Here is a 12,779-nt window from a genome sequence, read left to right on the forward strand (position 1 = left end):
AGTTTATCAGGTGGTAAGCTGTTGAAATGATCTATCAATTTCGCTCAAAAGCTGGTCCAGACGTCATCATGCTGGCAGATCTGACCAAACGAATTTTTGATATTTTGGGGCGACCCCTCGAGCCTCGTGGGATCCTGACGGTTGAACAGCTCCCCGATCTGATCACTGCGCTAGAAACTGCCATTCTCAAAGATCTTGAGGAGCGGGCAAAAGTGAATGAAGATTCCGAAAATGCCGCCGAGAAGCCTAAGCTGGCAGATCGCCTTGGGCAACGAGCCTACCCATTTTTGGAGCTCATGAAGCAAGCAAGATCCAAAGAAGAACCGGTCATGTGGGGCGTTTAGTCCAACAAGCTTGCTAACTGGCGGCGGGTATCTTCAACACTCTGGCCACGACGTTTTGCCAAATCCTCAACCTGATCATCGGAAAGTTTGCCCACATTAAAGTAGCGCGCATCTGGGTGAGCTAGATAAAAACCGCTCACACTAGAAGCAGGATTCATCGCCATAGACTCAGTCAGAGTCATACCGATATCTTCTGAGCCAATGACTCGCAACAAATCTTCCTTAACTTCATGCGCAGGGCAAGCTGGATAACCAGGCGCCGGACGAATACCGCGGTACTCTTCATTAATCATTTGATCGTTGGTCAAAATCTCATCGGTTGCATAGCCCCAAAGATCAGTGCGAACACGATGGTGCATCAATTCTGCGAAAGCTTCAGCGAGACGATCTGCCAAGGCCTTCAACATAATCGCACTGTAATCATCATGCTTTGCCTGAAACTCGGCCACTTTCTTTTCAACACCATGACCAGTTGTGACGGCAAAACAACCCAGGTAATCCGCAACACCGGAATCTTTTGGCGCAACGTAGTCAGCTAAACAGCGATTAGGTCTGCGTACCCCATCGACAACTGGGCGTTCAGATTGTTGGCGCAAGTTATGCCAAACAAATAAAGGATGTTCACGTGCCTCATCGCTATAGAGAACAATGTCATCACCAATCGTATTGGCAGGATAGAAGGCTACTACAGCATCAGCTTGTAGCCACTGACCTTTAATGAGTTTATCGAGCAAAGCCTGGGCATCGGCGAACACCTTGCGAGCCTCAATTCCTACAACTTCGTCATCGAGAATGGCTGGAAACTTGCCTGCCAAGTCCCAAGTCTGAAAGAACGGTGTCCAGTCGATGTATTTTGCAATGTCGCTTAATGCAAAGTTTTTAAATACACGGCGACCGACAAATTTTGGCTTCTCTGGAACGTATGAAGCCCAATCAATCATCTCGCGATTCTTGCGAGCTGCTTCTAAGGAAATTGTTGGTGCCGCTTTCTTATTGGCATGTTGCTCACGAATGCGCACGTAGTCATCACGCAAATCTTGAATAAATTTCTTGGCGCTTTCATCAGACAGCAAGCTAGATGCTACAGACACCGAACGAGAAGCATCGGGTACGTAAACCACTGGGCCATCATAGTGTGGAGCAATCTTTACCGCAGTATGTACTCGAGAAGTAGTGGCGCCACCAATCATGAGCGGTATTTGACGCTCACGGAAATAATCATCACGCTGCATCTCTTGTGCAACATAAGTCATCTCTTCAAGTGATGGAGTAATCAAGCCAGATAAACCAACGATATCTGCATTCTCTTCCTTAGCGCGCTTCAGAATTTCTGCGCAAGGAACCATCACACCCATATTGGCTACTTCAAAGTTATTGCATTGCAGAACAACGGTCACAATATTTTTACCGATATCGTGCACGTCGCCCTTCACGGTCGCCATCACAATCTTGCCTTTGGCTTTAGCCTCCCCACCGGCAGCAATATGTTGACGCTTCTCTTCTTCGATATACGGAATCAAAATTGCAACCGCTTGTTTCATCACGCGTGCGCTCTTAACCACTTGAGGCAGGAACATTTTTCCGGCACCAAATAAATCGCCAACCACATTCATGCCATCCATGAGCGGGCCTTCAATTACCTCAATTGGTCTACCGCCTGCACCCATAATTTCTGCGCGCAGCTCTTCGGTATCTTCTTCAATAAATGTTGTAATGCCATGGACTAAGGCGTGCGTTAAGCGCTCGCGCACTGGGGCCTCGCGCCATACTAAATTTTCAACTTGCTTAGCACCGCCACCTTTAAATTGATCGGCAATATCGAGCAAACGCTCTGTTGGGGTTTTGCCATCTTTTTCTTTAAAGCGATTGAGCACAACGTCTTCTACGCGCTCACGTAACTCAGGATCAAGGTCAGCATAGACGCCCAACTGACCGGCATTCACAATGCCCATATCCATACCCGCCTGAATGGCGTGGTACAGGAACACGGTATGGATTGCTTCACGCACACGGTCATTACCGCGGAAGGAGAAGCTCACATTAGAAACACCACCACTTACCTTGGCACCAGGCAGATTTTCTTTTATCCAACGGGTGGCATTGATAAAGTCAACAGCATAGTTGTCATGCTCTTCAATACCAGTAGCAATTGCAAAAATATTTGGATCAAAAATAATGTCCTCAGCTGGAAAGCCAATTTCATTTACTAAGATCTCATAGCAACGCTGACAAATTTCGGTCTTACGTTTAAATGTGTCTGCTTGACCTACTTCATCGAAAGCCATCACGACAGAAGCAGCGCCATAACGACGAATTAAGCGCGCTTGCTTCCTAAAAGGCTCTTCACCCTCTTTCAAGGAAATCGAATTGACGATTGGCTTACCCTGAATACATTTCAAGCCTGCCTCGATCACGCTCCACTTAGAGGAGTCGATCATGATGGGAACGCGGGCAATATCAGGCTCAGATGCAATTAAATTTAAGAAGCGTGTCATTGCCGCTTCAGAATCCAGCATCGCCTCATCCATATTGATGTCGATAACTTGGGCGCCATTCTCAACCTGCTGACGGGCTACTGCGAGCGCCTCATCAAACTGATTATTTAGAATCATGCGAGCAAATGCTTTTGAACCAGTGACGTTGGTGCGCTCGCCAATGTTCACAAAGCCAACATCAGCAGTAACGTTAAAAGGTTCAAGACCAGAGAGTTTCATGGCTGGCATTACTTTTTTCTCAATCTTGCTCATACTGCCGCCTCTGCATTCTCTTTATAGAAAGCACGTGGCTTACGTTTTGCAACAGCATTTGCAATCGCACGAATATGGTCAGGCGTAGTACCGCAGCAGCCACCAACTAAATTGACTAAGCCATCTTTTGCAAAGCCATCAACTAAGTTTGAAGTGATATCTGGAGTCTCATCAAAACCAGTGTCGCTCATTGGATTAGGCAAGCCCGCATTAGGGTAACAAGAGACAGCAGCATCGCATATTCTTGCTAGCTCTGCGATGTAAGGGCGCATCAGCGCAGCGCCTAACGCACAGTTCAAACCAAAGGTAAGCGGTTTAATGTGACGCAAGCTATTCCAGAAGGCTTCAACAGTTTGACCAGAAAGAATGCGTCCTGAAGCATCAGTCACCGTTCCAGAAATCATGACTGGCAAACGTTCACCAGTCTCTTCAAAAAATTCATCAAGAGCAAAGAGTGCGGCCTTAGCATTGAGCGTATCGAAAATCGTCTCGACTAAAAATAAATCCACACCACCAGCAAACAAACCTTCAATCTGTTCACGATATGAAGCGCGTAGCGCATCAAAGGTTACATTGCGCGCCCCAGGATCATTTACATCAGGAGAGATGCTGGCCGTCTTTGGTGTAGGCCCAATCGCGCCCGCAGCAAAACGTGGCTTATCAGGGGTGCTATATTTTTCGCAAGCCGCTCGCGCCAATTTGGCGGAGACTTTATTCATCTCTCGCGCTAAGCCAGCCATTTTGTAATCTTCTTGCGCTACTGAAGTTGCGCCAAAAGTATTGGTTTCAATAATGTCTGCGCCCGCATCTAAATACTGCTCATGAATCTTGCTAATAATTTGGGGCTGGGTTAATACGAGCAATTCGTTATTGCCTTTAATGTCGCCGGGATGGTCGGCGAAACGGGTATTACCTGGCAAACCACGGTAGTCAGCTTCGGTTAACTTGTACTGCTGGATCATGGTGCCCATAGCGCCATCCAAAATGAGGATGCGCTGCTTTAAAAGCTCAGGAAGCTTTTGACCGCGGGTGTAAGGCTGGGACAAACCATTAGATTGCATTGTTAAACCGGGATTAATCTCTAGAATCCCTTATTCTATTGGAAAAGCCACTTTTCATTTACCCCGGAGCCCCTATGTTTGGAACCATTCCAGAATTCAATCAAAGCCTAGATATGTTTAAAACTATGTGGGGACAAGGTGCAGCAGCTCAGGCCAGGCAATTCCCCTTCACAGCGGACGCATCTAAGGCTGCTGGAGGCTTTGGAGCCGCTTTCCCTGGCCTAGACGTGGATGAGCTAGAAAAGCGCATTAAGGACCTTAAAAGCGTTGAAAACTGGCTTAATTTGAACCTCAACATTCTCAAGTCCACCATTCAGGGGTTAGAGGTTCAGCATGCCACCATGATGGCGCTCAAATCATTTGGTGATGCCGTCTCTGCAGCGGGAGCAGCAGCTACAGCGCCCAAGGAAGAATCTGAGACAAAAACGGCTAGCGCTAAACCACGGAAAACCGCAACACGCCGTCGTCGCAAAGCTGGCGACGCAACTTACCTCGACGAAGTAGGTAATTCAGATGAGCAATAGCCTCACCCATCGCAAAAGTAAGTTGATGAATATCTAGTTCACGCTTAAACAAAACCGGCACAATCTCTCGAGCATGTGCCGGTTTTTTACATGCGCCTAAGGCATCTGCCAAGCGATCATCATGATGTGCTTTCAGCTGTGCAATACGCGGCGCAATTCCAGTGAATGGTTTCCCATGAGAAGGAAGTACTAAGGCACTCTCAGGTAGCGCTAAATATTTTTCAATAGAATCTAAATACAGACCTAGAGGATCTGCATCTGGATCGGCATCGTAGACACTGACGTTAGTAGAGATGCGAGGTAACAACATATCTCCGGAGATGAGCACGCCAAGCTCTTTGCAAAAAAGAGAAGCATGTTCAGGCGCATGCCCATACCCCATCATGATCTGCCAAAAATGTCCGCCAATTAAAATACTTTCGCCATCAATAATGCGACGATATTGACGTGGCACTCCAGGAACCATATTGCTATAGTAATTTGAGCGCGCTCTGATTTTTTCTAAATCTTCTGGCGCCGTTAATCCATGTCTTTGGAAATGATCTGCAGAGCCTCCGCTACCAGCACGCGCACCCACTGCAGCACCACCCTCTTTGCAGCTTAACCATTGAGCAGTTAAATAATCGGTCATCGAGATCCATAAAGGCACATTCCATTTCTCACATAGCCATTGTGATAAGCCCACATGGTCTGGATGCATATGAGTCACAATGACGCGTAAGACTGGTAAGCCTTCTAGCTGGGTAGCAAAGACCTGCTCCCAAGAAGCTTTTGTCTCATCATTAGCAATGCCACAATCCACAATCGTCCAACCCGAAATACCTTCGATTTCATCGCGTAGTAGCCATAAATTGATGTGGTCTAAGGCGAACGGTAGGCGCATACGAATCCAACGAACACCTGGCGCAACCTCAATACTGCTTCCCACTTCCGGAAGTGCATCTCCTAATGGATAATGGATCTCAGCTTCAGCACTTGCTTTGTTTTGAGTAATCATGATTTAACGTAATTTCTTTTATCTTTTTATTTCTAGGTTTGCTTTGACAATAGTTCCATCGCCTTGCATTAATTGGTGTGACATTAACCCCGAGAATGGTTACTGTCGTGGCTGCTATCGTACCCTGAATGAGATTGCTGATTGGTCGGATATGTCCAATCCCGAGAAACTTGAGGTTTGGACACAACTATCTATTCGCAAACCCCAAGCAACACAGTAAAACTTCTTTATGTAGCTCTACTTCTTTCTTTATTTATTAACGTCGACAATCAAGCGTCCACGTACATTGCCCGCCATTAATTCTTGCGCATATTTAATGGATTCTTCCAGTGAAATTTCATGAGAGATTTCATCCAACGTTTTCAAATCCACCAGTTTGCTTAGTTGCTCATAAGCTGCGATTCGTTTTGCACGTGGCACAGTCACACTATTAATTCCATACAAAGTCACTCCCCGCAAAATAAATGGCGCTACGGTGGAAGGAAAATCCATGCCTTGCGCCAAACCACAAGCCGCTACCGCACCATCACTCTTGGTTTGTGCGCAAGCATTTGCCAAGGTATGGCTACCAACGCTATCGACTACTGCCGCCCAACGCTCTTTTGCCAGCGGCTTACCGGGGGCAGATAGAGCGGCACGATCAATGACTTCAGTCGCACCTAATTTTTTAAGATAGTCCGCCTCTGCCATACGACCAGTGCTAGCTACAACAGTGAAACCCAGTTTGCTGAGAAGCGTAATTGCAAAGCTACCAACACCCCCTGCAGCACCCGTCACCAAAACCTCACCATCGCTCGGTTTAAGTCCATGCTTTTGAAGTGCCATAACGCAGAGCATGGCGGTATAGCCTGCAGTACCAATAGCCAATGCTTGTTTTGCAGTAAATCCTTTTGGTAAGGGAATCAACCAATCCGCCTTTACGCGAGCCTGCTGACCTAAACCGCCCCAATGCCCCTCACCCACTCCCCAGCCATTGAGCAGCACCATATCTCCAGCCTTAAAGTCAGGGCTAGTACTTTCTATTACTTCACCTGCAAAATCGATACCAGGCACCATTGGAAAGCTGCGAACCACTGGGCCTTTTCCAGTAATGGCCAAACCATCCTTGTAGTTGAGTGTGGAATACAACACCCCTACACGTACATCACCCTCTGGGAGGCTAGCCTCATCTACCTGGGCCAATTCGGTACGATAGCCTTGATCGTCTTTATTTACCAATATTGCTTTAAACATGTCTCATCCTTTTAGATCGAGGTATTTCCCCGCAGCAATTGCTTAATAGGTTTATCCTAACGAGCATTGCTGATTATGGAGGTTTCCATGAAAAAAATTCTACTATTAACTACGATTTCTGGCTTGTTGCTGTCTGGGTGCTATTCAACCCAGGTCAACATGTCAATGGGCAACATGCGCCTCATTAGCTCTAGCGCTGCTCCACAGGATGTCATGGATTTCGCGACCAAGACCTGTAGAAATGATTTCTATGAAGGCGCCAGCTTTTTATCTAAAGCAGGTAAAGAATATCGCTTTAAGTGCGTAAAAGCTGAAGAAAACGAAATCTTGATTCCTATCCCCGGTACAACCATTGCAGCTTCTGCAAAAACTGAAGCAAAGTAAACAAGACTAATGACCCCATTTACCTCACAAGAGCTGCGCAAAGGTTTTTCATCGTTTGCAACCGGGGTCACCGTCATCACTTGCCTAGATGAAGAAAATAATTCCCACGGCATTACGATTAGCTCGTTTAATACAGTCTCGCTCGAGCCACCACTCATCCTCTGGAGCCTGAAGAAACATTCACGCCTCATGCCCTGGGTTGAACTTGGGAAAAAGCACCTGATTCACGTTCTGGAACGTTCGCAAGAAAATCTGGCAATGCATTTTGCTACAGTAAAAGTAGATCAATTTAATGGTATTGGCCATAAGCTAGCAGCTAGCGGGCTTACTCAAATTGATCATTGCGTAGCTTATTACGAATGCGAAACTGTTTGCGTTCACATTGGCGGCGATCACAACATCATCGTTGCCAAAGTCATTAACTTAAAAAATCATCCAGAACGAGAGCCTCTCATTTTTGCGCGCAGTAAATTTGTTGGTCTCGATTTCACAGAAATTAAATCTAGTTAACACCAACTATCTTGGCAAGGAAATACCATGATGCGTTTATGGGGTCGCAAAAGTTCTATCAATGTTCAAAAAGTGTTGTGGTGCCTGGCAGAGCTTGGACTTGAAGAAGGTAAAGACTTTGAGCGTATTGATGCTGGCTTGCACTTTGGGGTTAACAACACACCCGAGTTTTTAAAACTCAATCCAAATGGCTTAGTACCTACGTTTGAAGATGGTGAGGTCGTACTTTGGGAGTCCAATACCATCATGCGTTACTTGGCACGTCAACATGACAAGGCTGGACGCTTTACTGCAGACATCAAAACTCAATACGAATCTGAAAAGTGGTTGGATTGGCAATTAGGTACGATGTGGCCAGCGCTACGCATTGCATTTTTAGGGCTAACCAGAACCCCAGAAGCTGAACGTAATCACCAAGCTATCTTGAAGGGCTATCAAGAAACTAATCGACTACTTGGCATGCTTGATCAAACACTAGCCAAACAAAATTACTGCTCAGGCAATCAATTTCAGATCGGCGATATCGTTCTCGCCCTTTGTGTCAGCCGCTGGATTCTGCTAAACAAAACCTTCCCACAGCAAACTGGAGAGCGTGCAGATCTCAAAAATATTGATGTATGGCTAAAACGCCTCGAAGAAGAAACTTGCCTTAACGATATTGCTGAGAAAGAGCTCAATATCGTTAAGTAGTTTTTCTGATTTGTATTTTTACTGCTGTTTAAATTTCTTAGCGTGGTGATCGGCACCGATAAATAAGTACATTGCCGGCACCACAAAGAGTGTGAACAATGTGCCAATCGATAAGCCGGTAAAAATCACTATACCCATAGACTGTCGACCAGCAGCACCAGCACCAGAGGCAATCACCAAAGGCAAGACACCTAAGACCATCGCAGCAGTAGTCATCAAAATTGGACGCAAACGAACACTGCTGGCCTCAACGATGGCATCAAGCTTACTGCGTCCAGCTTCTTGCAACTCATTAGCAAACTCGACGATCAAAATTCCGTGCTTACTAATTAATCCCATCAATGTGACAAGGCCAACCTGGGTATAGACGTTTAAGGTAGTGAATCCTAGATTAATAAAGATCAAGGCGCCAAATAAAGCCAACGGCACAGAAACCAAAATCACAATCGGATCACGGAAGCTCTCAAACTGAGCCGCAAGCACTAAGAATACAATCAAGATCGCAAAGAACATGGTGACTAAGAAGCCTCCAGACTCAGCCATAAACTGACGTGATGGGCCAGCGTAGTCCATGCTGTAACCGTTAGGAGCAACTTCTTTCAAAGTCTGACGCATGAACTCCAATAAATCCGCCTGTGAAATAAATGGTGTACTTACGCCAGAGATCGTCGCAGAGTTTAATTGCTGGAAGTGATTGATTGACTGTGGCACCACCCTTTGTTTGATAGTTGCAATAGTACGCGCCTGAACCATTGCCCCGCTTGGCGTGCGGATGTAGTAATCCAAGATTTGATCTGGATTTAAACGATCCACTTGCTTCACTTGTGGGATTACTCGATAAGAGCGCCCAGCTACCGAGAAATAATTCACGAAGCCGCCGCCTAAAGCTGCGGAAAGTGACGCGCCCACTTGCTGTTGAGTCATCCCCAAAGCTGCCACTTTTTCACGATCAATTTCTAAAACGTCTTGTGGCTTATCAATCTTCAGATCGGAATCTACGAAGAAGAAGTTGCCGCTACGACGGGCTTTATCAAGCACCGCCTGTGACACTTCATTTAAGGCTGAATAAGATTCGGTTGTATTGATCACCACCTGTACTGGCAAGCCTTGTGCGCCCGGTAACGCAGGGAATTGGAAGGCTGCAACGCGGGCGCCTGCAATCGTATTCCACTTCTGCTGCATATCTTCCTGGAACTTTGTAGCATTGCGGTTACGCTCGCCCCAGTCTTTGAGCAAAATGCCGCCAAAGCTAGAAGTTGGGCTCGTGATCTGAAACGCTTGTTCATATTCTGGTTCTGCAGCAGCAATCGCATAGATTTGATCCGCATAGGTCTGCATTTGATTAACCGTACTATTAGGCGGTCCTGATGCTTGCATCAACACAATGCCTTGGTCTTCCGTTGGCGCTAATTCAGCACGTGCAGTTGCATACAGATATGCAACACCACCTAGCAAAATGACGCCCATCACAATGATGACTTGCCAGGTACTTAACAATTCGCGCAAAGTGCTTTGATAGCTGTGATGCACCTTATCAAAGATGCGATCAATCTTTTGCACAAATGATGAAGCCTCTTGTTCTTCAGTAAAGATACGCGAACACATCATCGGCGATAGCGTTAACGCAATCAACCCAGAAACTGCCACTGCACTAGCCAAAGTAAATGCAAATTCCGTAAACAAGGCGCCGGTTAAGCCACCTTGGAAGCCAATTGGGATATATACCGCAATCAGCACAACTGTCATCGCCAAAATAGGGCCACCTAATTCGCGCGCAGCGATTAATGAGGCCTCTAAAGGCGACTTACCTTCCTTCATGTGACGGTCAACGTTTTCAACCACAATAATGGCGTCATCAACCACGAGTCCAATTGCCAGCACCAAGGCCAAAAGGGTAAGCAAATTAATGGAATAGCCAAGAACCTGCATCAAGAAGAATGTGCCAATCAGCGATAAAGGCATTGCAATGACCGGAACCGCAACAGCGCGAGCGCTACCTAAGAAGAGGTAAATGACTACAGTCACAATGACCAAAGCCTCTAACAATGTGGAAACTACTTCGTCAATAGAGCTAGTAATAAATTTGGTGGAGTCATACACAATCTTGCCAGTCATCCCGATTGGCAATTGCTTTTGAATATCAGGCACCACATCTCGTACACGCTGTGCTACATCTAATAGATTGGCTTGTGGTGCAACCTTTATCGCGATGAATACTGAACTCTTGCCACTAAAAGCAACGTTTGTGTTGTAGTCCTCGGAACCCAATGTGACGTTAGCTACCTGATCGAGGTAAACAATATTTACCCCATCTTTTTTAATGACTAACTTACGAAATTCTTCGAGCGTATGTAGATCCGTTCCGGCAACCAAATCGACCGATACCATATCGCCTTTAGTGCTTCCCACGGCTGAAAGGTAATTATTTGCCGATAAGGCGCTATAGACATCGTCAGCGCCAACACCAAGACCAGCCATCTTTTCACGATCAAGCCAGGCACGTAAAGCAAATTTACGACCGCCAGTAATTTCTGCATTCTGCACGCCTTCAACAGAGTCTAGCTTTGGCTTAACTACGCGCAATAGGTAATCGGTAATCGCGTTGTTGGGAATTTCATCGCTATAGAAACCCATATACATCGCAGCAGTTGATTGACCCACTTGTACCGTCAAAATCGGCTGCTGAGCTTGAGGTGGCAACTGATTCTTGACTGCGCTAATTTGAGTTTGTATCTGAGTTAATGCCGCGTTTGAGTCGTAATTCAACTTTAATGTTGCAACAATGGTTGAGACACCACTCACGCTGGCAGAAGAAAGGTAATCAATACCCTGCGCCTGAGCTATAGAAGCTTCTAGGGGTTGCGTGATAAAGCCCGCAATAGTTTCTGGATCCGCACCATAGTAGGCTGTTGTGATGGTCACAATCGCATTTTGTGTTTGCGGATACTGATTTACCGGCAAGGATCCAATTGCCTTTAAACCAAAAATCAGCACCAGCGCGCTCACCACCATGGAGAGCACTGGCCTACGGATGAATATGTCAGTCCAATTCATCTGCTATTTATTCCTGCGGCTTTGGATCAGGCGAGTTTGCTGGCAGCACCTTGTTGTTAATGATGAGTGGTGTGCCGTTCTTTAATTTCAGCTGACCGCTTGTCACAACGGTTGCACCTTCATCAATACCTTTGAGAATGGCAACCTGATCACCACGCGTTAATCCAGTTGTAACAAATACTTGTTGCGCCTCAAGAGCAGGATTGCCTTTTTTATCTTTTTTGCCCGTTGGTTTGGCAATAAAGACTGTGGAGCCGTAAGGGTTGTAAGTAACCGCTGTTTGAGGAAGGGTTAAGTACTTCACTTGATCGCCCAGCTTGATATTGACGTTCGCAAACATGCCTGGGAGAATTTTCTTATCTGGGTTGGCTAATTGAGCCTCAACCTGAATATTACGAGTATTAGTATCTACCTTTGGACTAACCGCCGTAATTTTTCCTGTGAAGCTAGCGTCCTTGAATGCATCGGTTGTCACCACAACCTCTTGGCCAACCTGAATTTGCTCAGCATTATTTTGTGGCAAATTGAAATCTACAAAAATAGGATCCAAAGTTTGCAGTGTTAGCAACTTATCTCCAGGGTTCACATACTGGCCGGGATTGATAGCCACAATGCCGATGCGTCCACTAAACGGCGCCTTAAGATTTTTCTTGGCTACCAATGCAGTCTGCTGCTCTACCTGGGCTTGCTTTGATTTGGCATCTGCAGCGCTCGTATCAAATACGTTTTTACTAATTGCCTGGATTGCCAGCTGCTGTCTATCACGCTCATTAATTACCTTAGCCAAATCAGCCATTGCTTTTAATGAATTTAACTGTGCAACATCAGAAGCATCATTTAATTTAATTAATAAGTCGCCCTCTTTGACATCCTGTCCAGACTTAATGGGTACTGTTTGCACTAAGCCACCTAACTCAGTGCTGAGCTCAACACCTCTAAATGCACGTACATTACCCACACTAGTTAATTTAGGCTGCCACTCAGAAGATTCAATCACCATGGTGGAAACCGTTGCAGGAGGTAAGCCCATGCCAGCAATGAAATTCTTAATCAAAAAAGTCTTCAGCTGGTTAAAAGCAAATATCAAACCTAACAACAAAAATACACCGCAAAGCATGATAATCATGCGACGTTTCAACGGCTCCATAGCCATTAATTTTTCATGCGCTTTAGTGCCGCGCCATTTTTGACCCATGCGAGCCCAAAAAGCCTTGGCCTTTTCCCAAAGAGCAATG

The 12,779-nt window shown here is 46.0% G+C and carries 12 protein-coding genes; 6 read left to right on the plus strand and 6 right to left on the minus strand.

What is annotated here, in order from left to right; all coding sequences use genetic code 11:
- Positions 1-26: 26 nt before the first annotated feature.
- The gene (locus ICN19_RS07815) at positions 27-344 is read left to right on the plus strand and encodes a DUF1840 domain-containing protein (RefSeq protein ID WP_216246761.1); all 318 of its coding nucleotides are present in this window, start codon (positions 27-29) and stop codon (positions 342-344) included.
- On the opposite strand, the gene metH is transcribed toward ICN19_RS07815, so the two are convergent.
- Positions 341-3,091 carry a methionine synthase gene (metH, locus tag ICN19_RS07820; protein ID WP_216246764.1) on the minus strand — a complete coding sequence of 917 codons (2,751 nt, stop codon included), beginning with the start codon at positions 3,089-3,091 and terminating at the stop codon, positions 341-343. The genes ICN19_RS07815 and metH overlap by 4 nt on opposite strands.
- Positions 3,088-4,152 carry a homocysteine S-methyltransferase family protein gene (locus ICN19_RS07825; RefSeq protein ID WP_216246766.1) on the minus strand — a complete coding sequence of 355 codons (1,065 nt, stop codon included), beginning with the start codon at positions 4,150-4,152 and terminating at the stop codon, positions 3,088-3,090. Before ICN19_RS07825 ends, metH begins: the two co-directional genes overlap by 4 nt.
- A 74-nt stretch (positions 4,153-4,226) precedes the next feature.
- Here ICN19_RS07825 and ICN19_RS07830 point away from each other — a divergent pair, with 74 nt between their 5' ends.
- Positions 4,227-4,676: a PhaM family polyhydroxyalkanoate granule multifunctional regulatory protein gene (locus tag ICN19_RS07830; RefSeq protein ID WP_216246768.1), complete on the plus strand. Its 450-nt coding sequence runs from the start codon at positions 4,227-4,229 to the stop codon at positions 4,674-4,676.
- On the opposite strand, the gene ICN19_RS07835 is transcribed toward ICN19_RS07830, so the two are convergent.
- Positions 4,588-5,673, minus strand: coding sequence for an MBL fold metallo-hydrolase (locus ICN19_RS07835; protein WP_216246770.1), 1,086 nt, complete (start codon positions 5,671-5,673; stop codon positions 4,588-4,590). The genes ICN19_RS07830 and ICN19_RS07835 overlap by 89 nt on opposite strands.
- A gap of 43 nt (positions 5,674-5,716) precedes the next feature.
- Here ICN19_RS07835 and ICN19_RS07840 point away from each other — a divergent pair, with 43 nt between their 5' ends.
- Positions 5,717-5,893, plus strand: coding sequence for a DUF1289 domain-containing protein (locus tag ICN19_RS07840; protein ID WP_216246771.1), 177 nt, complete (start codon positions 5,717-5,719; stop codon positions 5,891-5,893).
- Positions 5,894-5,922: 29 nt separating this feature from the next.
- Here the strand turns inward: ICN19_RS07840 and ICN19_RS07845 are convergent, their stop codons facing one another.
- Positions 5,923-6,906, minus strand: coding sequence for an MDR family oxidoreductase (locus ICN19_RS07845; RefSeq protein ID WP_216246774.1), 984 nt, complete (start codon positions 6,904-6,906; stop codon positions 5,923-5,925).
- Between the two features lie 87 nt (positions 6,907-6,993).
- Here ICN19_RS07845 and ICN19_RS07850 point away from each other — a divergent pair, with 87 nt between their 5' ends.
- Genes ICN19_RS07850 through ICN19_RS07860 form a run of 3 tightly spaced genes read left to right on the plus strand, consistent with a single transcriptional unit; the run spans position 6,994 to position 8,490 of the window.
- The gene (locus ICN19_RS07850) at positions 6,994-7,290 is read left to right on the plus strand and encodes a hypothetical protein (protein WP_216246775.1); all 297 of its coding nucleotides are present in this window, start codon (positions 6,994-6,996) and stop codon (positions 7,288-7,290) included.
- Positions 7,291-7,299: 9 nt separating this feature from the next.
- A complete protein-coding gene (locus ICN19_RS07855) occupies positions 7,300-7,800 on the plus strand; it encodes a flavin reductase family protein (protein ID WP_216246777.1) in 501 nt (166 codons plus the stop codon).
- A 27-nt stretch (positions 7,801-7,827) separates the two neighbouring features.
- Positions 7,828-8,490, plus strand: a complete 663-nt coding sequence (locus tag ICN19_RS07860; RefSeq protein WP_216246780.1) for a glutathione S-transferase family protein — start codon at positions 7,828-7,830, stop codon at positions 8,488-8,490.
- Between the two features lie 18 nt (positions 8,491-8,508).
- Here ICN19_RS07860 and ICN19_RS07865 read toward each other — a convergent pair whose 3' ends face one another.
- Positions 8,509-11,544 carry an efflux RND transporter permease subunit gene (locus ICN19_RS07865; protein ID WP_216246781.1) on the minus strand — a complete coding sequence of 1,012 codons (3,036 nt, stop codon included), beginning with the start codon at positions 11,542-11,544 and terminating at the stop codon, positions 8,509-8,511.
- 7 nt (positions 11,545-11,551) lie between these two features.
- Positions 11,552-12,691, minus strand: a complete 1,140-nt coding sequence (locus tag ICN19_RS07870; RefSeq protein ID WP_370625185.1) for an efflux RND transporter periplasmic adaptor subunit — start codon at positions 12,689-12,691, stop codon at positions 11,552-11,554.
- Positions 12,692-12,779: the final 88 nt, after the last annotated feature.

Source organism: Polynucleobacter sp. AP-Capit-er-40B-B4, assembly GCF_018882245.1.
GTDB lineage: Bacteria > Pseudomonadota > Gammaproteobacteria > Burkholderiales > Burkholderiaceae > Polynucleobacter.